25 protein-coding genes are annotated in these 25,618 nt (G+C 45.8%); 9 read left to right on the top strand and 16 right to left on the bottom strand.

Going from position 1 to position 25,618, the window contains the following annotated elements; all coding sequences use genetic code 11:
* Positions 1 to 84 precede the first annotated feature (84 nt).
* The 10 genes from QUA54_RS01035 to QUA54_RS00990 all read right to left on the bottom strand — a co-directional run bounded on the left by QUA54_RS01035 (position 85) and on the right by QUA54_RS00990 (position 9,702).
* Positions 85 to 600: a transcriptional repressor gene (locus QUA54_RS01035; protein WP_333186038.1), complete on the bottom strand. Its 516-nt coding sequence runs from the start codon at positions 598 to 600 to the stop codon at positions 85 to 87.
* Between the two features lie 76 nt (positions 601 to 676).
* Positions 677 to 1,015, bottom strand: coding sequence for a hypothetical protein (locus tag QUA54_RS01030; RefSeq protein WP_333412577.1), 339 nt, complete (start codon positions 1,013 to 1,015; stop codon positions 677 to 679).
* A gap of 97 nt (positions 1,016 to 1,112) precedes the next feature.
* Positions 1,113 to 2,078, bottom strand: coding sequence for a chlorophyll a/b binding light-harvesting protein (locus QUA54_RS01025; protein WP_333412575.1), 966 nt, complete (start codon positions 2,076 to 2,078; stop codon positions 1,113 to 1,115).
* 104 nt (positions 2,079 to 2,182) lie between these two features.
* Positions 2,183 to 3,217, bottom strand: a complete 1,035-nt coding sequence (locus tag QUA54_RS01020) for a chlorophyll a/b binding light-harvesting protein (protein ID WP_333412573.1) — start codon at positions 3,215 to 3,217, stop codon at positions 2,183 to 2,185.
* 137 nt (positions 3,218 to 3,354) lie between these two features.
* A complete protein-coding gene (locus QUA54_RS01015) occupies positions 3,355 to 4,845 on the bottom strand; it encodes a chlorophyll a/b binding light-harvesting protein (protein WP_333412572.1) in 1,491 nt (496 codons plus the stop codon).
* Positions 4,846 to 4,867: 22 nt separating this feature from the next.
* Positions 4,868 to 5,938 carry a chlorophyll a/b binding light-harvesting protein gene (locus tag QUA54_RS01010; RefSeq protein WP_333412589.1) on the bottom strand — a complete coding sequence of 357 codons (1,071 nt, stop codon included), beginning with the start codon at positions 5,936 to 5,938 and terminating at the stop codon, positions 4,868 to 4,870.
* Positions 5,939 to 6,324: 386 nt separating this feature from the next.
* On the bottom strand, positions 6,325 to 7,062 hold the full coding sequence (locus tag QUA54_RS01005) for a response regulator transcription factor (protein WP_172186445.1): 738 nt from the start codon (positions 7,060 to 7,062) through the stop codon (positions 6,325 to 6,327).
* A gap of 599 nt (positions 7,063 to 7,661) precedes the next feature.
* Entirely contained in the window at positions 7,662 to 8,621 is a 960-nt protein-coding gene (locus QUA54_RS01000; protein ID WP_333412570.1) for an FTR1 family protein, read from the bottom strand.
* A 206-nt stretch (positions 8,622 to 8,827) separates the two neighbouring features.
* Positions 8,828 to 9,262, bottom strand: a complete 435-nt coding sequence (locus QUA54_RS00995) for a ferritin-like domain-containing protein (protein ID WP_333238873.1) — start codon at positions 9,260 to 9,262, stop codon at positions 8,828 to 8,830.
* 116 nt (positions 9,263 to 9,378) lie between these two features.
* Complete coding sequence (locus tag QUA54_RS00990) at positions 9,379 to 9,702, bottom strand: hypothetical protein (protein ID WP_333412567.1); 324 nt, start codon at positions 9,700 to 9,702, stop codon at positions 9,379 to 9,381.
* 1,119 nt (positions 9,703 to 10,821) lie between these two features.
* Here QUA54_RS00990 and QUA54_RS00985 point away from each other — a divergent pair.
* From QUA54_RS00985 to QUA54_RS00975, 3 genes are all read left to right on the top strand, one after another.
* Complete coding sequence (locus tag QUA54_RS00985; protein WP_333412565.1) at positions 10,822 to 11,748, top strand: energy-coupling factor ABC transporter permease; 927 nt, start codon at positions 10,822 to 10,824, stop codon at positions 11,746 to 11,748.
* Positions 11,741 to 12,418 carry an energy-coupling factor transporter transmembrane component T gene (locus QUA54_RS00980; protein WP_333201918.1) on the top strand — a complete coding sequence of 226 codons (678 nt, stop codon included), beginning with the start codon at positions 11,741 to 11,743 and terminating at the stop codon, positions 12,416 to 12,418. The genes QUA54_RS00985 and QUA54_RS00980 overlap by 8 nt, the downstream gene beginning before the upstream one ends.
* 167 nt (positions 12,419 to 12,585) lie before the next feature.
* Positions 12,586 to 13,320: an ABC transporter ATP-binding protein gene (locus QUA54_RS00975; protein ID WP_333186056.1), complete on the top strand. Its 735-nt coding sequence runs from the start codon at positions 12,586 to 12,588 to the stop codon at positions 13,318 to 13,320.
* Positions 13,321 to 13,829: 509 nt separating this feature from the next.
* Here QUA54_RS00975 and QUA54_RS00970 read toward each other — a convergent pair.
* Positions 13,830 to 14,834: an ion transporter gene (locus QUA54_RS00970; RefSeq protein ID WP_333412562.1), complete on the bottom strand. Its 1,005-nt coding sequence runs from the start codon at positions 14,832 to 14,834 to the stop codon at positions 13,830 to 13,832.
* Between the two features lie 245 nt (positions 14,835 to 15,079).
* On the opposite strand from QUA54_RS00970, the gene QUA54_RS00965 reads away from it, so the two are divergent.
* A complete protein-coding gene (locus QUA54_RS00965) occupies positions 15,080 to 16,087 on the top strand; it encodes a 2-hydroxyacid dehydrogenase (protein ID WP_333412560.1) in 1,008 nt (335 codons plus the stop codon).
* A gap of 196 nt (positions 16,088 to 16,283) precedes the next feature.
* On the top strand, positions 16,284 to 16,721 hold the full coding sequence (locus QUA54_RS00960) for a CAAD domain-containing protein (RefSeq protein WP_333186064.1): 438 nt from the start codon (positions 16,284 to 16,286) through the stop codon (positions 16,719 to 16,721).
* A 141-nt stretch (positions 16,722 to 16,862) separates the two neighbouring features.
* On the opposite strand, the gene aroA is transcribed toward QUA54_RS00960, so the two are convergent.
* Positions 16,863 to 18,218: a 3-phosphoshikimate 1-carboxyvinyltransferase gene (aroA, locus tag QUA54_RS00955; protein WP_333412558.1), complete on the bottom strand. Its 1,356-nt coding sequence runs from the start codon at positions 18,216 to 18,218 to the stop codon at positions 16,863 to 16,865.
* A gap of 554 nt (positions 18,219 to 18,772) precedes the next feature.
* Between aroA and QUA54_RS00950 the strand changes: the two genes are divergently transcribed.
* Complete coding sequence (locus tag QUA54_RS00950; RefSeq protein ID WP_172186420.1) at positions 18,773 to 19,276, top strand: hypothetical protein; 504 nt, start codon at positions 18,773 to 18,775, stop codon at positions 19,274 to 19,276.
* Positions 19,277 to 19,428: 152 nt separating this feature from the next.
* Here the strand turns inward: QUA54_RS00950 and QUA54_RS00945 are convergent, their stop codons facing one another.
* Entirely contained in the window at positions 19,429 to 19,908 is a 480-nt protein-coding gene (locus QUA54_RS00945; protein WP_333412556.1) for a hypothetical protein, read from the bottom strand.
* 281 nt (positions 19,909 to 20,189) lie between these two features.
* Here QUA54_RS00945 and QUA54_RS00940 point away from each other — a divergent pair, with 281 nt between their 5' ends.
* The 3 genes from QUA54_RS00940 (at position 20,190) to QUA54_RS00930 (ending at position 22,481) form a co-directional block, all read left to right on the top strand.
* A complete protein-coding gene (locus QUA54_RS00940) occupies positions 20,190 to 20,867 on the top strand; it encodes a hypothetical protein (RefSeq protein WP_333412554.1) in 678 nt (225 codons plus the stop codon).
* A gap of 388 nt (positions 20,868 to 21,255) precedes the next feature.
* Positions 21,256 to 21,555, top strand: a complete 300-nt coding sequence (locus QUA54_RS00935; RefSeq protein WP_333412552.1) for a putative quinol monooxygenase — start codon at positions 21,256 to 21,258, stop codon at positions 21,553 to 21,555.
* Positions 21,556 to 21,671: 116 nt separating this feature from the next.
* Positions 21,672 to 22,481 carry an MOSC domain-containing protein gene (locus QUA54_RS00930; protein ID WP_333412550.1) on the top strand — a complete coding sequence of 270 codons (810 nt, stop codon included), beginning with the start codon at positions 21,672 to 21,674 and terminating at the stop codon, positions 22,479 to 22,481.
* Between the two features lie 290 nt (positions 22,482 to 22,771).
* Here QUA54_RS00930 and QUA54_RS00925 read toward each other — a convergent pair whose 3' ends face one another.
* The 3 genes from QUA54_RS00925 to QUA54_RS00915 form a co-directional block, all read right to left on the bottom strand.
* Positions 22,772 to 23,641, bottom strand: a complete 870-nt coding sequence (locus tag QUA54_RS00925) for a calcium-binding protein (RefSeq protein WP_333412548.1) — start codon at positions 23,639 to 23,641, stop codon at positions 22,772 to 22,774.
* 83 nt (positions 23,642 to 23,724) lie between these two features.
* On the bottom strand, positions 23,725 to 25,398 hold the full coding sequence (locus tag QUA54_RS00920) for a methyltransferase domain-containing protein (RefSeq protein WP_333412546.1): 1,674 nt from the start codon (positions 25,396 to 25,398) through the stop codon (positions 23,725 to 23,727).
* A gap of 75 nt (positions 25,399 to 25,473) precedes the next feature.
* Positions 25,474 to 25,599, bottom strand: a complete 126-nt coding sequence (locus QUA54_RS00915) for a hypothetical protein (RefSeq protein ID WP_333412544.1) — start codon at positions 25,597 to 25,599, stop codon at positions 25,474 to 25,476.
* Between the last annotated feature and the right edge of the window lie 19 nt (positions 25,600 to 25,618).

The raw sequence follows: 25,618 nt of genomic DNA, 5'->3' as shown, positions 1-25,618 counted from the left end.
GGCGCTTTTATCAACAAGGTATGCGGGCAGCAACTCTTATACAGTCTATCTCGTAGACCTCTTTGTCACCCCCCCAGATCCAACTCAACTAATTTCCTCCTCAATTTCGGAATGATATCTCGGACACGACCAATTGCTCGGCAGCAAAGAAGGCCATCCCTCCCGCAGCGCTTCCAAACAAACAGCACGCACAGTTAATTGACAGTCAAGCAGCTCTACACCAGCTTTTTCAACTTGCTTTTTGCCAATTTTTGAAATCGATTCATCGCTAAATTCAAAGGTTTTATGACACTGAATGCAAACCAGATGGTGGTGGTGGTGCAATTCCTGCAAATTCAGTTCGTAATGTTTGTGTCCTTCTGCTAATTCTAGTTCACGCAGAATCCCAATCCTTGCTAATAAATGCAGGGTGCGGTAGACAGTTGACAAGCCAATTCTTTCTCCTTGATTCTGCAAAGTCTGGTATAATTCTTCCGCACTCAAATGATTTCCTTGCCGCAGACTTTGAAAAACGCTCAAAATAGTTTCTCGCTGGGGAGTCAGGCGGCAGCCTCTCTGATTTAGTTCGAGTTTGAGTGAGTTAGCGCTGTATAAATTCATATTCGTGAAGAATTAAAAAAGAAGTAAGAAAGATTTCGTGAAGAAAGAAGAATGTCGTGATTCATCATTAATGGCTCTAGCTACTTATCCCTGTTGGTAAAGGTGTAACTGGAGGATTAGTTGTCGGTATTTCTCTGTAAACTTTGTGAAGCTTTGAGCAATGTTGCTGACAAGAATTGGCTAAACAAGTTTTCGGTTCAAAGTCAGTACAGCCGATCGCCTCCTCAGTACAAGCAACGCACGGCCGCACAGTACACTTGAGGCGGTAGTCATTAGTAAAAAACTCGCAATCCGAACACGGAATTTGATGCAGTCGCCGAATTTGATGGACTCCTTCTCGCAGCGCTACTCCAACACTCCACAAAAACAGAACTATCGCAGTCACGATACAGAAACAGCAAATAAAAACACTCATAGACTAATTTTCTCTCTTGGTACTACAAATCCAAAACTGATGTAATTTAAGCAATAAACTTTAACTTTGTTTCTTGCTTATCTTGCTTAAATTGCATTCAGCTTATATTAAGGCGGGCGCGAAAAGCGTGCCAAATGTGACCGGCAAGCGCTATTATACCCAAGAAAAATTGTGCATTTGTCAATGCGAGCCGATCGCTCCCATAGAATTCTACAGGATAAACAGTCGTGTTATATCCCGCAAAAGCACAGGAAACAAAAGCCATAAAAGCCAAACCCCCCAAACTGCAAGCAAGAATAGCATCGGCATTAATAATTAAAAGTCGCTTTGCCCAAGGAAAAGGCTCAACGCGAGTGTGCCACACGCCACCTGCAATTAACATTGCACCAATCCAAATGTGACCACCAATAACATCCTCCAAATTATTAACAGCAGCCATTCCCAGGATTGTCCAGCCGCCGTTAGCAAATCCAAACAGATAGCCAAAAATTGTTGCCGGATTCAAATTAGGATTAGTAATCAGGCGGACATAGCCAATCGCACTATCATAAAGTCCCCCAAAATTCATCGCTTTCATCACTAGCAAAAAAGCACCCAAGCCCAAAACAATTAAGTGACTTCCCAAAATAAATCCCAACTTCTTAGCATCATTCCATTCGTAGTGAAACAGAGCAGCAATTCCGCCGCCGTTGTGCAAAATCGCAGGGCTGCGAAACACATGAAAAAGACCTCCCGCACCCAACACAGCCGATGCGACTAAATGCAATATGCCGATCGCAAAATAAGGATAAGTATCAATCGCCGCACCCCCAGCACCAACACCCCAACCTAAAGTTGCTAAATGTGGCAGTAAAGTGAGGTTTTGCTCGTACATTGGTATGTTTGGTACAAAGCGAGTAACTTCCGAAATAGTAGTTCCTCCCGCCCAAAACATAATCAAACCCGCGTGAGCGACATGAGCACCCAACAATCTACCCGACAAATCAGTTAAGCGGGCATTACCAACCCACCACTTAAAATTCGTTTCATCTCTTCCAAAGTCGTTAATGCTAGCAATTGTCACAGTTTTTTACCTCGTAAAATTATAGCTGGGCAATTTCTAACTTGAGTATTGTTGCCCGCCGCAGTCTTTGCAGGGAAAAATTTTTCCCTGCAAATTCTTAAGTCTTACGACTCAGTTCCCACCGCATTCAAAGAAGTTTCAACTTGCTTGAAATTGAAGCCGAGCGCCCGCAAAGCGTGCCACAAATGACCTTGCAAGAAGAAGAAAGCCAAGTAGAAATGAGAATTTGCCAGCCAGCAGCGGGGAGTGTGAGCGCCCATCGGCAGTTCGATCGTATCTGCAAAATAAGGGCTAATACCCAGCTTGGTTTCCAGCACAGGCCCGTAGAATTCAACGGGATAAGCCAAAGTATTAACCGCACAGAAATAAGCCGCTGTAAACCCTGCTAAAGCAATACCGCCGAGAGAGTAGGAAAGAATAGCTTCCCCAGAGAAGATTAGAACCCGCTTAGCCCAAGGAAAAGGCTCTTTGACGATGTGCCAAACGCCGCCGAGAATCAGCATAATGCCGACATAAATGTGACCGCCAACTAAATCTTCCAAATTGTCAACACTAGCAAAATGAGTTTGATAGCCGTAGATAACTAACGGATCGAGAGTAGGACTCACAACAGTGCGGACTTCGTGAATTGTCGAGTCGTACAAACCGCCCCAAAACATCGCTTTTGCTACCAGCAGCAGCGCGCCCGCGCCCAGGAAAATCAGGTGGTGTCCTAAGATGAAACCCAGCTTTTTCGAGTCGTCCCATTCAAAGTGAAACTTGGCGGCCCGACCTTTGGCATCTTTCAAATTTTTAGGGCCTTTAAAGGTGTGAAATAAAGCACCAGCACCCAAAACAGCAGATGAAATGAGGTGTACCATTCCGACCACAAAATACGGATAAGTATCCACTATCTTGTCGCCAGAGCCTACACCCAAACCGAGAGTAGCTAAGTGCGGGAGCAAAATTAATCCCTGTTCGCCCATAGGGATGGCTGGGTTGTAGCGAGACAGTTCAAACAGAGTAAATGCTCCTGCCCAGAAAGTAATTAAAGCGGCTTGAGCGACGTGAGCGGAAATGAAATATCCCGAAAGATTGGCGAACCTGGCATTGCCGGCCCACCAGTCATATTTAACCTTGGGATTGTCGTAGGTTTGCATCGTTTTTTGTTTCCTTGTTGTACTTGTCAGGCTTGAGAGAAATTGAGCTATGGTTTGAGGAAAAACCGGATTTCAAAAAGGTATTAGCGCCGCAAGTAGCGGGCAGAAACCCGGTTATTTAGCATTGCCGATAGATCTCAGTTCACAACACCTCGGAAAATTGCATCAATGCCAGCAAAATTGTCTAGCAGCAAATAGGCGAGGAAGGCTCCACTGGTACCGCCCATCACCAAACCGCCCCGGAATAAACTCCAATCTTCCGGCGTTTTGTGCCAGTAAAGAACTTTACCGACTTCGATGTTCCGATTTTCGTAAATGGAGAGGCCCATTGCCAAAATCAAGACTAATGCCAGAGTTGCCAGCAATGCTGCTAGAGGTGCTAAACCTTTTTCTTGTAAAGGCAGCAATACTGCAAAAGCTCCTACCAGGAAATAACCGTGAGCCAAACTAACTTCTAATCCCCTGACTATGGGAGACAATCCTTTGCGGTAAATCGGCAAATTCCGTAAAAAAGTTACAGTCACATCGGAAAAACTTACTGCGGCTGCGGGTTGAGCTTGAACCCGATCGGACTTTTCAACATTCCTGGCAGTTGCCGTTACAAATTCGCCCGATCGAAAATCAAATCCTGCTGCTTTTGTCCGAACGCGCAGCGCGTGCCAGATGTGACCGGAAAGCGCCAAAATCGCCAAGACAAAGTGAGTTGTTGCCAGCCAAGTCCGCGAAGAAACAACCGCTGCATCTGGACCTGTCAAACCCACAGGGCCGTAGAAAACCTCTGGATAAACCGTATCATTTACAGTCACGAAGTAGGCTGCCAAAAAGCCCATGTAAGCCAGAGCGCCCAAACTGTAAGAAAGGTAAGCTTCGCCAGACCAAAACAGCACTCGCTGGGCCCAAACAAAAGGCTTGGTAAAGATATGCCAGAAACCGCCAAGAATGCAGAGCAAGCCAACATAAATGTGACCGCCGACAACATCTTCTAAGTTGTCAACTGCTGCCATTCCTTCCGGGCCGTGTACGGGCAAGAGATAGCTGAAAATGCGGGCGGGATTGAGCGTCGGTTCGCTAATTATCCGCACGTCAGCAACGTGGGGATCGTAAAGACCGCCCCAAAATAAGGCTTTTGCCACCAACAACCAAGCACCAGCACCTAACAGCAATAGGTGAATGCCGATGATGGTTGTCATCTTGTCTTTGTCTTCCCAGTCGTAGCCGAAAGAACCGAAGAAAGTTTTGTTTTGCGGCAATACTTTCGGGCCGAGCAAGGAATGGTAAAGCCCGCCTGCACCGAGAACGGTAGAGCTAATTAGATGCAAAACTCCGATGACGTAGTAGGGATAGGTATCAATAATTTGACCTGCTTTTCCTACTCCAAAACCCAAACTTGCCAAGTGCGGCAGCAGGATTAAACCTTGGTCGTACATCGGCAACTCTGGGTTGAAATTCGAGAGTTCAAACAGGGTCATTGCCCCGGCCCAGAGTACGATTAAACCTGCGTGAGCTACGTGAGCTCCCAAAATTCGCCCTGAAAGGTCAATGAAGCGGGCGTTGCCGGCCCACCAGCCGTACTCGCTTTGTGGGTTGTCCGGTTCTGGAATTAAATTCGGATCTGCTATTCCTTGCATTTTTGCTTTCCTCCTGATGCGGTTAACTGACTGGACTGGCTGCAATTGGGCCGCCCCCTGGCTGGATGTCTTCGCGCATTGGCTGCACGACTTTGCCTTTGCGGAAGTCAAATCCTACTGCTCGCAGGGCGTGCCAGAAATGTCCTTGCAGGACGAAGAAGGCGAGCCAGAAGTGGGTGTTAGCCAACCAGACGCGGGAGGTCAGCATTCCTTGGTTGTGGAAGTAGGGAAACTGCTCGAAGCCGATTTTTAGGGCCGGCCCGTAGAATTCCTCTGGGTAGACTAGGGTGTTGACCGACACAAAGTAGGTGGCGATGAAGCCCATTAAGGCTAGGGCGCCGAGACTGTAGGAGAGGTAAGCTTCTCCTGACCAGATGAAGAGGCGCTCCGTCCAAGCAAAAGGCTGGGTGCGAATGTGCCACAGGCCGCCGACTATGCAGAGGATTCCTACCCAGATATGGCCGCCGACAACATCTTCGAGGTTGTCAACCGCGGCGAGCCAGTGTTTGCCACCTGCACCGAACAGGTAGCCGAAAATGACAGCGGGGTTGAGTGTGGGTTCCGAAATTACCCGCACTTGCCCGACTGTGGTATCATATAAACCACCGAAATACATTGCTTTGGCCACCAACAAGAAGGCACCGATACCTAACAAAACTAGGTGGATGCCCAAGATGGTGGTCATTTTGTCTTTGTCTTCCCATCTGTAGCCGAAGAAAGGAGTTCTTTCTTCGAGGGTTTCTGGCCCTTTGAGGGAGTGAAAGATGCCGCCAAAGCCGAGAAAGGCTGAGCTGATTAGGTGAATCGCGCCAACGGCGAAGTACGGATAGGTATCGACAATTTTGCCTCCGGCACCGACGCCCAAGCCGAGTCTGGCTAGGTTAGGCAGCAGAATTAAGCCTTGTTCGTACATGGGCAATTCTGGGTTGAAGCGGGAAAGCTCAAACAGGGTATAGGCTCCCGCCCAGAGGACGATGAGGCCGGAGTGGGCGACGTGAGCACCCAGCAAACGACCGGAAAGGTTAATTAAGCGGGCGTTCCCGGCCCACCAGGGAAAGGTTTCTCCTTCGGCTGGGAAGGATTTTTTTGCCATGCTTGTCACGGCGAGTTACCTCTTGAGAAAGATGTCAATTGAGTCTTAAGCTTGTGCGGCTTATTGATATAGATAATCAACAATTTTGAAAGTTTAGTCAAGTCTTTTTGATAATTTTTTTCATTTTTTTTAGTTAAGATATGTAAACCACTCGCCCAAAAGAGCTTAAAGCTAATTTTTTAGGGGGTTTGAGCGATCGGCTCGCACAAGCTTCATTACTGGTCTAGGTTGACCGTCAGTAAATATTTATAGATTTATTGATAAAAGATTTTATTAAGCTGCAGCCATTGAGTGGCCTGGACATTTCAAATCAAAAGCCTGAGAGCAAGTGTTCCCAGGCTTTTTTAGCTAGATTTGTAATTGCTTGTTGCATCGGGCGCGATCGCTCAAGCAGAGGATTTGGTTTCTTCGGCTACTTGCTCGTTGTTGGGCAACTCCAGGCAATAACCCGCCCCGTATACGGTTTTGATGTACCGAGGATGGCGGGGATCGGGTTCCATCTTGGTTCTCAGGTGTCTGATATGTACGCGAATAGTTTCGATGTCGTCGTCGGGGTCGTAACCCCACACTTCTTTGAGAATTTCGCTGGGAGAGACTGTCTGACCGTGGCGTTGGAGCAAGCAGTGCAGCAACTCGAACTCTAGGTGAGTCAGTTTGACGGTCTTAGCGTACCAAACAGCTTCAAACCTTTCGGGGACAAGGGTCAGCGGGCCGTAATTCAAGATTTCGGAGTGTTTGGCAGCTTGGGGGATGCGGTCTGTGCGCCTCAGCAAGGCTCGCACTCGTGCCAGCATCTCTTCTAGTTCAAAAGGTTTGGTCAGATAATCGTCGGCGCCGGAGTTGAAGCCTTCTACTTTGTCTTGAGTTTGACTTAAGGCCGTCAACATCAAGACGGGAATGTCGGCTGTGCGCTCGTCGCGCCGCAACCGCTGACACACTGTGAATCCGTCTACTCTAGGCAGCATCAGATCTAGCATGATCAGGTCGGGAAGCAGTTGTATGGCTAGTGCCTGACCTTTGATGCCGTCTTCTGCCTGGGTGACTTCGTAGCCAGCCATTTCTAGGTTGACGGCTACGAGTTCGGCGATCGCCGCGTCATCATCAATAACAAGTATCCGGGGCATCATTATTTATCTCACCGCTAACCGAATGGCAGAGCCTACAGCCTTCTGGGGATTCCAGGTAACTTTAACGAACAATTTTTTAATTTTAAGCTTCATTAAGGATGATAAGGTTCATTAAGAACTTTCCGGGCTCTGTAAATATTCTTGTACTAATTATAAGCCCTAGGAGCGCATATCAGAAAACTGTTCGCCAAGAATCTTGCTGGGGGCCGATTTTTTTCGACCAAGAACAGCTTCAACTTTTGGAGGGTGCGCCTGCGACTTCACAGAATCGCCCTCACGGCAGCCCGCGTCTTGCAGAACCCTGTTAACCCTTAACTGTTAATTTTTTGAAGTTGTTAATTTTTCTTTAAAAATTTTTGTGTTTTTTGATGGGTAGTGCTTACTTTTTTGGGCTGTTGACGGGAGATTTAAATAATATCAATATAAGTATTTATAAAAAAACAAAATATATTAATATCGTTTAATAGTATCGGATAAAAGTCAAATAATCAATCCCGCCACCTGAAAATTTTAAGCCTATTTTTTTGCAAGTGGGGCAGATTTTCCGATCGCCCTTTAATCAGCGAAACAACCGATAAAAACCGCTTGCATACCTACTAAGGGCGAGTTTGCGATCGAGCTGGCTGAGTATTTTTGCTGGCAACAGTCGCCTTAAAGCCTAATTTTTGGAAATAAAGACCGCCGATGGTGGCTAAAAATATTGTGTAAGCCGCCGCTTGGACGAGATAAAGTCGATCTCTGTATCCAAACAGTGCTTTGAGAACCACTCCCGGAAATTCCCGATCGGGCAAAATTTCCGCTGCATTCCACACAATCGGACCTAAAATACAAGAGTGGAGTGGTGCGAGGCGATCGTAATAAAAACAAATCGCTGCATACTTGCTATCCGTTTGCGACAAAATCCCAGCCGCTTGGTCAAAATGTTTGAGTGCCGATACTGCCAAACCCGCTACGATTAGCAGCAACAAAATCCCCATAAACTTGAAAAAGAGGCGGATATCAATTTTGACGCCCCACTTGAAGATTAGCGCGCCAATGATTGCCGCCCCAAGCAAACCGCCCAAAGCACCTAAAGCCGGAGTTAAACCTTGTTGAAATTGAGCGCTGACAAATATAACTGTTTCAAAACCTTCGCGAAGTACGGCGATAAAAATTAAGCCGAATACGCCCCAGCCAGCATTAGTATTTTCTTTCAAAGCTGCTGAAACTGCCCCTTCTACTTCAGCTTTGAGAAAGCGCGCTTGCTGAGTCATCCAAATTAGCATCCAGCTTAGCATTACTATGGCAACTATTCCCAGAGAACCTTCGAGCAGTTGCTTAATTACTGGTGCGTAAGGCTGATTTGATGTTGAGAGCGCGTGGAGCAACAGATTGAATAATGCGCCTACACAAGCGCTAGCAGCAATGCCGGCTGCGATACCTGTATAAACCCAAGAATTGAGGTGACTTTGCTCGGATTTTTTTAAGCAAGCTAGCACAATTCCCACGACTAAAGCGGCTTCAACGCCTTCGCGGAGGGTAATTACAAAAGTTGGGATGGCTTCAGTAAAATTCATTTTTTGATAACTGCTAATTTGTAGTTAGTCCTTAGTCCTTAGCAACTTTTGTTTTAGCGCTGGCAGAATATCAAATTATTGAACCGCGAAGGCGCGTTAGCGCTCTTGTCACGAAGGAATAGAAAGAAGAGAAGGAGCAGGTATTCTTAAGGCAGATCGGAAGTAACTAAGGACTCATAAATAAGGACTGCGGACTCTTACTTCCCTCAACTAAAATCCCGCAGCATTTTTTTGAGTTCAACTTGGTGCAATTCTTCTTGTCCAATCAGACTGCGGGCATATTCTTCCAGATAAACGCTGGCGTTTGTCACTACTTCAAGTAAAGATTTATACTTTTTGAGCGCTTTTTTTTCGTGATTTAGACTTTCTTCCAAAAGGTCTTTTACCGAGTGTTTGTAGGTTTCTTCGATCGTAGCAATTTTTTGGGTTGGATGCCCTTCTAAACCTGTTAAAATTTCTCCGGCTTGTTGGGCGTGGAGTAGGGATTCGGTTGCTTGTGCTTTAAAAAACTGTACGATGGGAATCCGGTTTGGCCCTGTCACCATGAGTGCATAGTGGGTGTAGCGCACGACTCCTGCTAGTTCCCATTCCATGATGGTGCATAGCAGTTCTTGGGTTTTTTTCTCGTCAAGTTCTTTCATTTGTTGTTTTAGATGTAGAATACCCTACGGGGCGTTGCTTATAATATCACATTTAAGTTAAAAAGTAAAATTAAGGCGCACAGTTTGCACCTTACCGGATAGGTGTTGTATGTGAGTTACGGGTTAACTTCTAAGGTTCCAGTAGGAGCAAATACTACAGTAAACTTAGTGACTGATGGTGCACTGCTGCTGTTGCTAGTCTCGGCAGATTTGAGCAGATTTGGCAAAGGAGTTTGTTGGGTGTAATCCTTGGCTGGTTGATTCAGGGGATCGAAGTTGCCGATCGCCCCATCTTGACTTGTACTGACCCGATCGACTAGATTTTGAGTGAAAGTAGCGCTAGTTTGCCAAGTCTGATTTATGCGATCGTAGACTTTCAGAGCTAACTCATCTAGTTTAGCGCGATCGGTAATTTCTGCTGTCTGATTTGTTCCATCCACCGCCTGAACTTCCTGCTTACCTGCTGATACAGGTGCAGCTTAGATAGTCTGATCTGTAGGGCTACTCGCCGCAATAGCTGTTTCAGAAGACTTATTCGTAAAAGGTGCAACATCAGGAGACATTTCAGGCAGCTTTTTTTGACTGTCAGTAACCATAGCCGGAAGCGCACTGCTACTCGCAATAGCTGATGGGGCCGATTTATTAGGAACAGGATTAGCATCTGCTACCTTAGCGGGATTTTGGCCCTCAATTGTCAAAGACTTGGCGTGAAAACCGCGAAACTTTTCTTTTTGGCTAACGCCACATTGTGATGGGATAAGTCATTCGATTTTAGATTTTAGATTTTGGATTTTGGATTGACCCCACGGATAAATTCGGGGGCTTGAGGATTTTAGATTTGAGATTTTGGATTGATTCCACGGATAAATCACGTGGCGGGTACCATCAAGAAATTCTTGGTCACAAAGAAAAGAATCAAAACTCCGACGCTAACCCAAACTATTTTGTGCATTTCCCTGGCTGGGAGTGGTTTATTTTTTGTCTCCATTATCAAACCTCACATTACTTAAGTTAAGGGTAAATAGGGAATAAGAGGATGCCAGTACATAGCTGTGACAGAAACCAATAACTATATTAACTAGCAATAATTCCGACTTTTTAGTTTCAAAAACACGCAATACTTTGGCTTTGATTAGCGATCGGGCAATTTCACTGCTGCTGTCGTCACAAACTTAATGCAATTTTTTCTCAATAAATGACAATAAAACCCATTAGGGATGTTCAGTTAATTCTTTATATTTTTTTAATATTTTTGTTTGAGCTTGACGGTGAATACATTTTGCTTGTGAATCTGTAAATAAATATTGATAATTCTTATGAAAAAGCTTCAATGTGCAGGCTGTCTGTAAAATATCCAAATAATTCTTCAGGATGATTTAATGTAAAATTTCTGCTCCTCAAAACTCTGGCCCTGAGGCGCTAATCTATATCGAATAAGCGATCGCCCGCCACAAGTCCCCCGATCGCCCGCCGGCACGAATACCCCCATAGGGGATAGTAAATTTTTGTAAAAAATAGTTGACTAAAAGGCTGGAAGTTCTCTTGTTTGGGATACATCAATGCACATACCTGATGGTTTTCTTTCACCGCCAGTAGCCATTGCCACCGGCATAGCAAGTGTAGCAGTAATTGCAGTTGCCCTAAATCGAACCCGCGCCAGTCTTGGACTGCGGCAAGCCCCAATCATGGGCTTAACCACAGCTTTCGTGTTTGCTGCCCAGATGATCAACTTTCCCGTAGCCGGCGGCACCAGCGGACACTTGTTGGGAGGAGCGCTGGCATCTGTAGTTTTGGGGAGTCCTTGGGCAGCCACTTTGGCAATGAGCACAGTTTTTATAATTCAGAGCGTCTTGTTTGCCGACGGGGGCATCACCGCCCTGGGAGCCAATATTTTTAACATGGGGCTAGTTGGCATTTGGGTGGGTTGGTGGCTGTTGCAGCCGCTGCAGCAACTCTTGGGAGGTTCCCGAAATCGTTTGCCGGTAGCCGCGGGTATCGCCGCCGCCCTCAGCGTCGTGGCTGCTTCGATTTGTGTGGCGATCGAACTCGCAATTTCTGGTACAGTACCGCTGAATATCGCATTGCCAGCAATGGTAGGCGTACATATTTTAATTGGTATTGGCGAAGGGGTAATTACAGGCGGCGTTTTAACTTATCTCGTCAAAGTGCGGCCGGATTTACTGCCGGGAGAACAGCCACAATTGCAGAAATGGGTAGTGCCGGTAATCGGAGTTTTATTAATTTCGGGGGTGCTTTCGCTGTTTGCTTCAAGTTGGCCTGACGGGTTAGAAGCGGTAGCCGAAAAATACGGCTTTAAAGATAAAGAAGCTGTGGCGATCGAAAATCCTACTCCTTTAGCAGATTACACAGTTAAAGGATTAGAAGAACAGCCTATAGGTACTAGCATTGCTGGAGTTTTAGGCTCTGCTGTCTGTTTCGGCGCGGCTTTTGGGATTGCTCAGTTGGTTAAACCTAAAAATGCTTAAGCTCTCCATACCTTTCCGATTGCGTCTGTCTCTCATAATTGTCATCGGTATTGGTTTTATGAAGACAGGCGCTTGGCTGTGGCTGTGGATTTATGGGACGATCGCACTTTTTTGGTCGTTTTGGCTCAGGGCTCCGGTGCGAACCCTAGCGCAACTATTGGGAGCAGAATTGCTTTTTCTCTCCTTATTAGTGCTGCCCCAAGGTTGGGAACGCGCCAGTTTTCTGTTGCTGCGTTCCCTAATTTGCCTGCTGATCATGAACAGTTTTCTGCTAACTTTGCCGCCCCACAGTTTCGGAATCGCCCTCAAAGGATTACCCCTACCAGCAGGTTTGCAAGAGATTGTACTTTTAGCGGGACAATATTTAGAAATCTTGCTAGCCGAAGTCAGCCGGATGAAAAGATCGGCTCAATTACGAGGCTTATCGGGTACGGGAGGATGGCTGCGCTACGCCAGTGCTTCCATGATCGGAGCCCTTTATTTGCGAAGTCTCGATCGGGCGGAAAGAGTTCATGCAGCCATGCTAATTCGCGGCTATCAAGGAAGTTTGCCCGCCGACTCAAAATCGACACCAAAAGAGCGACTCTGGCTGACATTAACAATTTTAACCGCAGCCGCATTAACAACAGCTTCTTACGGTAATTGGGAATGGGTAATTGGGAATGGGTAATTAACTGGTTCCCATGAAGAGCCTGGGAACCGATGTCCAGAGGCTCGGCCTCGCTTCTTGCGGAGCAAAATTGGAGGCAGAGCCTCCCGATCTGCGTTCCCAGGCTCTGCCTGGGAACGAGTAGAAATTATTCAATCTAAAATCTAAAATCTAAAATCTAAAATCGGATGACTAATCTCAAAGTGATGCCAACAATTGAAGTACAAGACTTAGTATTCGGATATCCGCAGCAAAAACCAGTGTTGCAAGGAATTTCCTTCACCTTACAACCCGGAGAAAGAGTTGCTCTACTAGGTTTAACTGGCGCTGGAAAAAGCACTTTGCTCGAAAACTTGATCGGATTAAAAATGCCTCAATCGGGCGAGATTAGAGTGCAGGGAAAAAAGCTGGAAGAGGCGACTTTATCGCAGGCGCGCAGGCAAATTGGATTTTGCTTTCAAGACGCTAACGACCAGCTATTTATGCCCACTATTTTGGAGGATGTAATGTTCGGGCCGCGCAATTACGGAGTGCCGCCAGGAGTTGCGCGCGATCGAGCTTTAGCTCTATTAGACGAATTCGGTTTAGTAGAATTTGCCAACCGTTCGGCCCACGAACTTTCGGGAGGTCAAAGAAGGTTGGCAGCATTAGCAGCAATTTTAGCATTAGAGCCGGCAATTTTGATTTTAGATGAGCCGACCAACGGACTCGACCCCTCGTGGCGGCGTCACTTGGCTAAGGTTTTGTCCCAATTGCCGATCGAGGTAATTTTGATCGCGTCCCACAATTTGAATTGGATCGGGAAAACGACTCAAAGGGCGTTAGTTTTGGCTGACGGTCAGATTCAGGTCGATCGAGAAACGCAAGAATTGCTAAAAGATCGATCGACTCTTGAATATTACAATTTGCCGCCCGACTGGTAATTAGCCATTAGTCATTAGTGCTGTACATAAAACGGTCAATCGATTTTAGATTTTAGATTTTAGATTTTAGATTAAAGAATTGAAGCATTGACAAGGCCCAATAACGGATACGCTGCCACGTACTTAAGTCGTGGAAAGATAAAAATTTTAGACCCTAGTTCAAGCTCCCAGATTTATCTGTGGAGTAAATCTAAAATCTAAAATCTAAAATCTAAAATCTAAAATCGACTGACCTCACGGATAAATTCGGGGGGCAAGTTTCATCGGATACAAGTTTTTTATTTCTGGACGGATGAATCCGGGGGCTTGTATCCTGGATGCTTTCGGTCAAAACTGCAAGTGAGTGCTTTCCTTCGGCTTGATATGGTAACGCTTCGGTCGCAATGACAGGCAATATATACAGCAGATTCCAGGCAAATAGAGTACACCTTAATCCCAAGCACTTACCAAAATAGTTGACAAACCCTTGCAACCGTACTCCATAAACCTGAAAATTGCTGTATCTGTAATTAAAGCTCGAATTTGCGAACAGCTTCATTATAAAAATGAATAGCTAAATCGCGAATAATTTCTTCATTTTGAAAATCATTTCCTAACTTTTCTTTAGCCGTTAAAACACACATTTTCATCAACTCGGATGAACTTTCGATGTGAAGCGCGATCGCACTTTGGTTTTGTTGAAACCCGGCCTCGATTTCCGCCAGCATTTTGACCGATTGATAATTAGCAGATTGCTGTAAATTTGCTGCCATTTTTTCCTGCTTTCTCCTTTGGACTTCCTCGGAAAAACCCGCAGCAATGAGTCCCGCAGGTAACGCAAAAATTCCGATTCCCAAAAATGCTAATATTGCTCCTAAAAATTTCCCTAAAGGAGTAATTGGATAAATATCACCGTAACCGACAGTAGTTAAAGTCACAACTCCCCACCACATTGCATCGGGGATGCTCGCAAAAGTTTCTGGATGCGCCTCGTTTTCAACAAAATACATGATGCTAGAGGCAAATATTAACAGAATAAAAACTGCAAATGCAGTGGCAATTAACTCCTCTTTTTTAGCGTACAATACTGCTCCCAGAGTTCTGAGTGACTCTGAATAACGGCTCATTTTTAGCAACCGCAACAAGCGCAGCAGGCGAATTAAATTAACAAAGCTTAAATTAGGAAATAACAGCAATGAGTAAAACGGTAGGATTGAAATTAAATCGATCAGACTTAGCGGTGTCAGACCGTATCTCAATCTTCCCCAAAGCGGGTGGCTGTATCTGCTATCGACTGTACACACCCACAGCCTCAAAAGATATTCTATTGTAAATACTAAGGATGAAACAATTTCGATATTTTCTAAAATTAACTTTTGTTCTTGCGACAATGCGGGTGAAGTAGAAGCAATAAAAGCTGCGACGTTTATCACAATTAAACAAGTAATAACAATATCGTCTGCTAAACTGTATAAATTGCCGATATCGGATTTTTCTAAAATTGCATAAATTTGAGTTTTGATTTGTTTGGCCATCTGAGTTTATCCTAAAAAATGAACAATTAACGATCGCGCTTTACTACAGTCTAAGCAATTATATTCAAAAATTTAAGCAGGATTTGCCTTACGGCTAAAAATCTGGTTTCTTCAGAGATGCCTCGTTGCGAAACTCAATATTGAACGCGGTGGAAACTGGGTTGTTTGGGGTAACGGCATTCTAGTAAAATTTAGAGTTAATCTGGAAAGAATTTCAACTATTACTGGGTTTGGAGGCAAAAAGCATGAAGGTAGCCGTATTTAATACCAAATCCTACGATCGCACTTTTCTGACAGCAGCCAATGTCGGCGGTCAACACGACTTGGTTTTTTTTGAAGCGCATCTGACCCTAGAAACCAGCGTTTTGGCCGCTGGATTTCCGGCCGTCTGCGCGTTCGTTAACGACTGCTTGGACGCGAAAACGCTGCGGGCGATCGCCGCAAAAGGCGTCCGCTTACTGGTTTTGAGATCGGCTGGATTCAACCACGTCGATTTAGCAGCCGCGAGGGATTTAGACCTAACTATCCTCCGAGTTCCCGCTTATTCTCCCTACGCCGTCGCGGAACACGCAGTCGCTCTGATTTTGTCCCTCAACCGCAAAATCCACCGGGCCTACAACCGCGTCCGCGAAGGCAATTTCGCCCTAGACGGCCTGTTGGGTTTTGACCTCCACGGCAAAACGGTGGGAATCGTCGGAACTGGCAGAATTGGTGCAATTACTGCCAAAATTCTGCACGGATTCGGGTGCCGCCTACTGGGATACGATTTTTTCCAAAACGTAGATTGCCTCGCCCTAGGGATGGAATACGTCGCACTCCCGGAACTGTTCGCAGCCTCTGATATTGTCAGCCTCCACTGTCCGCTGATGCCGGAAACTTACCATTTGATCGGTGCAGAGGCGATCGGGCAAATGAAACCGGGGATGATGCTGATCAATACCAGCCGCGGTCAGTTGATTGACACTAAAGCTGTGACCAAAGCACTGAAGTCTGGTAAAATTGGCTACCTCGGCTTAGATGTGTACGAACAAGAGACGGATCTGTTTTTTGAGGATTTGTCAAATTACGTCATTCAAGACGACGTATTTCAGCGCTTGCTGACTTTCCCTAACGTCCTGATTACCGGACATCAAGCTTTTTTCACCGAGGAAGCTTTGACAAATATCGCCGAAACCACGATCGCCAATATCGCCGACTTTGAACAAGGACGCCCTTGCGCGAATCAAATCGACCTCGATCGAGTGAAAAAATGAGTCAAAAGACCGATTTGCCAGCTAGGGGAATTGTTTAAAATGAAGTTATATCCTTATTTTTGCTTGCAATTTTGGAAGCTCTGCCTTAGTCTCATCAATTAGTCGCGGCTGCATGAGTCCTGTGCTAATTGCCTGAGAATTATACTGCCAGCAACTCACAGCCTGCAATTTTACTAGACACCGGAGAAAGTATCAAATGACACAAGCTAACTTTTCTGACGAGACACAAACAGTCACTGAAGTCGTCACAGTAGACCTGGTGGAGGACAAACCGGGGGTCATGACTACAGTGACAACCACAGAAACACCGACAAACCAGCTCCAAGATATTAAAGACCAAGTTATTACAATTTTGTCGGAACTTCCAGCCTATCTATCCAATTTTTTTGCTGACTACCAAAAGCCTCTCATAACTGTTGGTTTAATCCTGGCAGGCGGTATTAGCATTAAGGTAATGCTGGGAGTTTTAGATGCTCTTAATGATGTCCCTTTGGTGGCTCCAATCTTTGAGTTGATTGGTATGGGATATACGGGCTGGTTTGTTTACCGCTATCTGCTCAAGGCTTCTAATCGCCAAGAGTTGTTAACGGAAATCGATTCTTTAAAAGAACAAGTTGTAGGTAAAGATTCTTAAGCGAAGGAAGAAGGAAGAGGGAAGAAGGAAGAAGGAAGAGGGAAGAAGGAAGAAGGAAGGATGATGATTTTTCCCGCTCTCCCCTCTCCAAATCTCGGACTCCTCCCTCTCCCGCTCTCCCACTATCCCGCTCTCCCGCTCTCAATTTGGATGGCAAACTTGTTGCAAAGTGGCGGTAAAGTCCGGGTAGGAAATGGCAGCGGCTTCTGCCCGGTGAATGTTAGTAATACCTGTGGCGTTGAGGGCTGCGATCGCCAAACTCATCGCTATTCTGTGGTCGGTGTAGCTGTCAACATCCGCACCAGTTAAAGGAGTTCCCCCGGTAATTTCTAAACCGTCGGGTAACTCGGAAATTTGGGCTCCCATGCGGTTGAGTTCCGCAGCAGTCACGGCCAGCCGATCGCTCTCTTTGACTCGCAACTCGGCCGCATCTCGAATTATTGTAGTACCCGACGCAAAGATCGCCGCTACGGCCAAAATCGGGATTTCGTCAATCAGTCGGGGAATTAAGTCGCCAGCAATGGTGCATCCCCGCAATTGGCCGGAACTGCGAACCAAAATATCCGCTACAGGTTCTCCGGCGGCCTCTCGCTGATTTTGCAGTTCAATATCGGCGCCCATCATTTCCAAAGCTTCCAAAATCCCTGTACGGGTTGGGTTGACGCCGACATTTTCGACTACGAGTTCCGAACCAGGGACGATCGCCCCAGCAACTAGCCAAAATGCCGCCGAACTAATATCTCCCGGTACAATCACATTCTGCCCTTGCAGTTGTGTCGGCCCAGTGACTGTCACGCTACAAGTTTCTGGATCGACGCTCAATCGGGCTCCAAACGCCCGCAGCATCCGCTCGCTGTGATCCCGCGACAGAGCTGGTTCTGTGACTGTAGTTTCTCCGCTTGCCATCAAACCGGCCAGCAAAATGCAAGATTTAACTTGAGCCGAGGCGATCGGAGAATGGTAGTGAATCGGTTTTAACTGCTGTCCGAGTATCCCTAAAGGAGCTAGAGAATTGCTCTTTCTACCCCAAATTTGCGCTCCCATTTGTTGCAGCGGTTTAATGACGCGCGACATCGGGCGCGATCGCAGAGAACTGTCACCCGTTACCGCATAAAAACGCCCCGGATGAGAGGCTAAAATTCCCAACATCAGCCGCATCGTCGTGCCGGAATTGCCCGCATCCAAGACTTCCACAGGCTCCTCTAACTCGCCAATTCCGACACCCGTGACTGTCACCCGTTCCGCGTTGAGTTCAGAAACTTTGGCTCCCAAGAGCGAGAAACATTTAGCCGTGCTGCGGGGGTCTTCTCCTAGCAGCAGTCCCTCAATTGTAGTTTCACCTCGGGCGATCGCACCTAACATCAAAGCTCGATGAGAAATCGACTTATCGCCGGGAACTCGAATCCTCCCGACCAGCGACAAGCCCGAGGCCGGTTTTTGAATGCTTAAAGTTTGGCTTTTGTCAAGAAGCGAAGTAGTTATAATGTCAGCTTGCATTGAGATAAACTAGGATGGGATGGCGTTAGCTATCCTACCTTTTTCCCAGTCCTAAGTCAGTCGTCTTCTGGTATGCCTGCGGGTTTTTTCCCAATGCGTCCGGTTAACTCCAAGGCTGATTAAACTCGCCGGGACAGTGCGCTGTCAGTTGTCAGCGACAAGAGAAAGCGGGCGCAACTGCACGGATTTTACCTTAATTTCACCTTAATTTCACAAATAGTTCGCGATCGCACTTGCGACCTCACAAACCCGGTTTCTTCGTATATTTATCATTACTAAATGCCAAATTTCGTAGAAACCGGGTTTCTAGCCTCTATAGGCGATCCTGACAAATACTATCCGTGTATCTGCCCAGATTTCATGTTCTGCTCTGAGTTATCGACCAGATGATTGAAATTTGACTAAACAATTTTAGATTTTCGATTCCGAGTTGTAGATTTTTCATTCTTTTAAGCAAAAGCTCCGGAATTTGGAACCCAGCCAATCTAAAATCTAAAGTCTCAAATCTCAAATCTCAAACCGCCCGATCCACAACAACCCCTACACTTTTGTTTATGCTGACGCATCACCGCAAGCCTGTAAGTTTATCGCTCGTATCCACAGATTTACCTTTGTGGTCAGTCGTTGAAACCGCTGGTACGCTTTATCAAAAAGACCGCGATCGCTTTCACTTGTTGTTGCACGAACCAGCCATAATCGATCGCCAATTTTCCGACGACTCCGACGCATCTGCCGAGCAAGTTACAATCTTACCCCCAACTACAAAACCCCGGTTGCTCTGGCTAGAAGTTTCACCCTATCGAGTCATTATGACCATGCAAGGAAACGGCAAATACAGTTACCGCCACTGCTGGGAACGAGGAATGTACGGCCTGAGCCGTTATTGGCTTCAGGGCGAATCGCTGGCGACTCCCGAACAGTTGCGACTCCGCAACTTCACTCGCAACTTGACGCTGACAGGAACGCCAGAACCGGAACACCTGCGGTTAGAATATGAGTTGTGGTCGGAGAAAGTGCAACTCGGTCGCTATATTTTGAATCTAGAAATTCATCACTAAAATTGGGGATGGATAATTGGGGATGGGTAATTGGGGATAGGTAATTGGGAATTAGTAGATGCCCGGTGAAGGCGACGCCTTCCAAAACTCATGCACGGCATAGCCTTGTTCGCGGCTCGCGCGGCAATCTCGAAACTCAAAACTATTAGTCTTTAGGAACTGCTCTTACAATAATTAATCAGTTTGCTAGTCAAAGCGTCTTGATTTGCGGCTGCTTGATTCGCCTGCTGTCCGGCTCTAATAATATCTGCTCGAGCTGTTTGGATTTGCTCTCGACCTTCTATACTTGTAGAAGCCAGATTTCCAGCCTGAAGACTTTTGCTGATGTCGCCGAGTGCTTGACTAATTTCCTGGAAGGATTTAACCGATGGCTCCTGAATTTCTTTGAGGGTTGGATTTGTTATTCGCAGATTCTCAAGTTCTTTCGCGATCAGGTTCAAATTTTTAGCTAAGTGGTCGGTCGTTGCAGGATCGTTGCTGTCTTTATCAACATCAATGAGAGCGTTGCCTTTGTTGACAATTTCAGTAAATTTAGTACACTGGACAGCTCGGCTATCGCTGCAACTAATCGTCAGCGTACAGCAAGCAACAACTATCAGCAGGATGGCAATCTGTTTGCGAAAAAAGTACATGAACCCTCGGTTGCAAAAAAAAGTAGATTCTGGGATTTTGTCGTAGAGTGCGTCACTCGATTTTCGATTTTCGATTTTCGATTTTCGATTTACTTGCGACATTGAATCAAAGGAGCTGGAACTTTGGTCTAAAATTAGGGATTGTCCACAAGGCGAGTGTACGCGGCACAGTATCCGTTTTTGGGTGTGTCAGCGGGCCGATCGATATATCGACTGTCGAAAAACTTTCGCGGCATTCAGACACGCTCTACTAAGCTAAACTACGTACCTGTTTAGGAATTATGGTCAAAAACAGCAATAACCTAAAGAAGGGCAGCATTTGGGGATATCTTACCCTGCTTTTGCCTATTTCCTTGACGGCGGTTGCCAGTTTCGAGTCGGGAGGGATGTTTTGGGCGATCGCCACCACAGCGGGCATTGCTTGGGCTTACAAGCTCTACCAGCAGCAGCAAAAACACAAACTCGCTCATTTAGACTCGGTTTTCTACAAGTTGATCAAGGAAAATCAAGGGCGAGTTACGGCTTTGGATTTGGCGATGAATGCGAAACTCCCCGGAGAAAAGGTTCAAGAGTATCTCGACGAACGGGCCTCTGAGTTTGCAGCGGAGTTTGAAGTGACGGAACAAGGGGGCATTTTGTATTATTTTCAAATAGCTCCACCTGTCAATCAAAGCGAAACACCTAATGCAGCAATAGCTGTTCAAGAGCCTCCCACAAATCGGGAAAAAGCACAAGAGAAAAAACCAAATTTATTCCCGATTGCTCAAACCAAGACTCCTGAAAAGCCCAAAATCTCTTTTACCCAGACGGAACTCTCCCGCCGGTTCAAAGTTCACGCAACTACGATCGGCAAGTGGAAAGTTAAGCCGGAGTTTGCTCAGTGGAGCCGCGAAAAAGACCCGGAGGATCTCGCCTGGGAATATTCTACAGAAAACAAGCGATTTTATCCCAAAGATTGAGTTCCTCCGGTATTTGCCAAAATAGATCGAGAAACCCGGTTTATACCACGCTCTGCGGTTAGTAACGAAAAATTTGGCAAGAAACCGAGTTTCTGAGACTTGAGCGCCTGCTTGACTGATTTTAGTACCGTTGACCGAAAGCATCCAGGATACAAGCCCCCGGATTCATCCGTCCAGAAATAAAAAGCCTGTATCCGATAAAGCAACCCCCGAATTTATCCGTGGGGTCAATGCTTCAATTCTTTAATCTAAAATCTCAAATCTAAAATCTAAAATCGATTGACCGATCGACCTCTTTAGGTTATTTTAAGTAAAATTGTGTTTTGTTAAGTTTGCCTCATAGCAAGCGGTAAATTCGATTGTCATATCTGTTTCTTTTTTCTCCTATATGTCCAAAACAACCTTGCGAGTAGTCGCCCGCCTCGCTGCCTTTCCCGACAAAGTAGCAGAACTTAAATCTCTGCTGCTGAGCATTATGGAGCCAACTCGCAAAGAAAAAGGCTGCATCACATACGAACTCTTGCAAAATCAAGCCGATCCCACAGATTTTACGTTTGTTGAAGAGTGGGAAAGTGCAGATTTGCTCGAACTACATCTCGGTTCAACTCACATTCAAGACGCCGTGCAGAAATTAGACGGTTTGGCCGTTGGGCCTCCAGATATCCGCCGCTATGAATTGCTAGCTTAATCAGGTTTTTATAGCAATTTTATTAAGGTTTTTGAATTAGCTTCGACCGCCCTAGCTCTTCTTAATAAGGGGGGAAAAGAGTGAGAGTTAAAATTGTAGTAACTTCGGAAAATTTTATGACATTAGCGACCATAAAACAGTTATTCACTTATCCAATTAAAGGGCTGACACCGCAAGAAATGTCGGAGTTTGCTTTAACAGCCGGACACGGAATTAAGGGCGATCGAGCTTTTGCCCTCATGTTTGCAGATAATATTGAAGCTGCAAAGATGCCCGCCCAAAATGTCCCTTGGATGAGCAAAAAACATTTTGCCGTCCAAAATGATTGGCCTCTGTTAGCAGCTTTAGAATGTCATTATCAACCGGAAACGGCCGTTTTAACAGTCCAGCGTGAAGGAGTTGCAGTGTTATCCGCAGAAACAAACACAGCAGCGGGGCGCGATCGCATCGGCAGTTTTTTCACAGAATATTTGGCCGCAATTGAACCCACAAAAGAAGCGAGACACCCGCAGTTTGCACCTTTGCAATTAGTCGGCGACAGCAGCGGCGAAACTCGTTATCCCGATCGAGAACCCGTACACATTTCTTTACTCAGTCAAGCCACATTAGACCAATTAACAGAAATTGCTCTTCAAAACATTGACGTGGGCCGATTTCGCCCGAACATTGTGCTAGAAGGTATGGCAGCTTGGTCAGAATTTGAGTTGATCGGAAAACAGTTTCAATTAGGCACGGCGCGCATAGAAGTTAAAGCACGAATCGGTCGCTGTGTCAATATAGAAGTGAATCCAGAAACGGGCGATCGGGATATTTCCCTACTCAGTTTACTGCAAAAGGAATTCGGTCACGCACAAACTGGAGTTTTAGCCAAAATTATCAACAGCGGCACAGTTAAAATCGGCGATGTTTTGACTTCTGTAAAATAGTAGGACTTACGGGTGGGATCTGCTGCCCACCCCACAAGAAAACTCATTCTTCGCTTCACAGGCATCTTGTCTGTTCATGAGAATATCTTGCCTGTTCATGAGAATGGTGCAAGATGTGAGATGTACCCTACAAGTCAATAGTCTCTTAATCAAAAGCGACATCAAGCTTGTGAATGCTGACTAACTTCCTCTACGGATAAAACCAGCGCTTCTGCCACTTGCTCTGTATTCAATCCCATGCCTGGTTCATGCTACCTCTCAAGTATTGCAGCTTACCTGAATATCTTAACTCATCCTGCTTCCGGCACCCTTACCTTATTACCAATTAACTTCAGAAAACTCGCTCCAAAATGTTGAATTTCCAAAAAATTAGCATAAGCAGGAGTGGACTTATAAACTCTAAAAGTCCGCATAATTCCTAAAGTCGCCGCACTTTCCAGCGGGCCGATAAAGCTAGTATCCCTGTCCAAAAAATGAGACTGCTTAGCCCAGTATGCCATCTGTTCCGCATTCAAAAAATAGCAGCCGGAATGAGGATTCAAAGCCCGCTCAAAAGCGATTGCTTGTTCCATAATTTTTCCCATTAACTGCCGCTGCTCCTCCACATTTTGAAACTTAGCAGTAGCTGTTTCCGCTAAATCACCATCAACATATGCTTTAAAAACCGCCCCTTGAGGCGATATTTCATAGCGATTAGGTTGCAGCAAATTCCCATTTCCCCCGTGATGTGTAAACCAATTTAATTTACTAAAAAACCACGGATCGTGCAGAACTAAATCATCTTCTAAATAACAAAAATAATCGTATTTGTCGAGACACGCTCGCAAAACTGCTTGACATTCAAACCCCAACAGCAGCGGTTCGCATTTTGTAGGGTGGTGCATAAAACATCTGGGTTGCACTGGCAGTTGAGGCAACAGATGATAGCCTTGAGTAGTGCAAATAACAATGTCTATTTCGTGCTGTTGAGATTGATTGGCTGGAATAGTTGCACATTCGCGAATGTCAATCATCGACTGAGATTTGCCGTACAAAGCTTGCAGCGATGTCACGGAAGCGGTTAAAGCATTTAGTCGCGGTTGCGGATCATTTCGCTGGGAAGCGTGTTTCCCGTCGCCGCTGGGATTGTAAAAGTGAGCAATAGTGAATAGAATTCGCATTGGTGTGGAGTAACAATTAAAAATTAAACAATTAAACAATTAAACAGAACGATCGCACAATAACCCTATAAATCTTACCGCATTTAGCCACCAAATAACTCCGGCAGGCGATCGCGCAACTCAGCATTTAAACGCGGCAACTCGTCCCGCATTTGCAAGTACCAATCTCGCCGCTGCCGGTAGTGCCCGCAAAGCAAGCGGTTGTCGCGCACCCATTCGTAAGCATTCGCGGCTATTTTACGACGCATAGAAGTGTCAGAAATCAGCGAGTTTAGTTTGGTTTCAAACTCTTTTTCATATTTATAAATCAATCCAGTTTCACCTTCGACAATCGAATGTTCGTACACGGTGGGACTTGCCAGCACCGCTACTCCCCGCGCTGCACATTCAATAAATTTTAAGTCGGATTTCATTTCGTTAACCGGGTTGGAAACGAGCGGCAACAAAGCGATATCGCAACTGTACATAATTTCTTGATACCGTTCGTAACTGCAAAATGGTTCAAATTCTTTTTGTTGTATTTTTAAGGCTTCAAAAAATCTGCGATCGTGGATTACTTTAACTCGAATCTGGTGTTTGTGTGCGACTAAAACTCGATTTAGCGCTGGCATAACCGGCTGCCAATCTTTTTCGCGGTTGAGCGCACCAAAAAAAATTGTGACTGTATCTTCTGCCGGATAAATTCGCGGCGCAGGTAGATAAGCTAATTGATTGGGAAATACGGCCACATTGGGATTGTAGTGCCGCAAAATTTTTGCTAGGGGTTCTGTAGAAGTTTGAACGCAGTGACAGCCACGATAGCTGAGGTAATTATTGTCGGCGTATTCGCGGCGGCGGACGGGATTATCGTCAATTTCAGCTACTATTAAATAGTCTTGTTGCAGCAGTTCTTTGAGTTGGGGAATATAGCCGGGATATTGCATGATTGTCCGCTGCCAGATGAAGACTTTTTCTTCTCCCGACAGTGGCGGAATTAATTCTGCTGCTTTCACGCCGGATACGGTGCGGACGCCGGGAATTGTGGCGCTAAATTTGTCCGGTTCCAAAACTCGCACGCGATCGCACCCTGTAGGAGCCATAATGATAGTCTGAATCAGCAGTCTGCGCGCAGGTACGGTCGATTTTGTCGATCGCACGATATAATATTCAGCACCGGTTTCAGTAGCAAAACTGCTCGATGTGAGCTCTAAAGCCTTTACCATTGGATGCAGCAATTCCTGAAAGCGGACAAAATTTTCGGTTTTGTGTCCCTTTCCTTGAAATTCATAAACCTGCAATCCTGCTTGAGCAAATAGTGATTTAATACTTTCTAGAGTAAACCAGTGCTGCATCTTGCTGTCGGCATTTTCCCAATGTCCCCGCAGCAGATTGACAATTCGCCGCCAGTATTGAACATTGGGGATTCTAGCGAGAATTTGCCCCTCTGGATTCAGCAAAGCACTGTACTGCTTGAGGATATCCCAGGGATTTTTGAGGTAGGGTAGCAAGTCGCCAAAAAGCAAACAATCGACGGTTCCTGGAGCGATGTCGAGACTTTCGATGGAAATTTCTTCAATATTGGCTACCGTCACCCAGTTTAGCCGATCGACCGCAATTTTAGCTTTTTCTCGATCGCATTCAATGCCAATATACTGACAATGGGGATTGATCAGCTTGTACTGTTCGCCTGTCGAGCCCGTACCGCAGCCAATTTCAACAATGACTTTAGCATCCGGCGGTAGCAGCTTCAACAGGTCGTGGTTGGCGCGATCGATCACTTTCTCTAAAATTCCTGATTAGTTTATCGTAAAATAAAACCGAGCAACCCATGCCAACAGACGACCAGCCGAAGGTTAGCATTGCGATGCCAGTATACAATAGCGATCGGCACATTTGTCAAGCACCAAATTTTCTGTTGCCAACTCTTTCTCTTCCCTCTCTTCTCTTCCTCTGCGTTCTCGGCGCCCTTTGCAGTTCATTTAATCTTGTTCGCCCATC

The organism is Microcoleus sp. MOSTC5 (assembly GCF_036701825.1).
Taxonomy (GTDB): domain Bacteria; phylum Cyanobacteriota; class Cyanobacteriia; order Cyanobacteriales; family Microcoleaceae; genus Microcoleus; species Microcoleus asticus.
The sequence above is the reverse complement of the archived record's forward strand: the minus strand, read 5'-3'. Positions and strand labels throughout refer to the sequence as shown.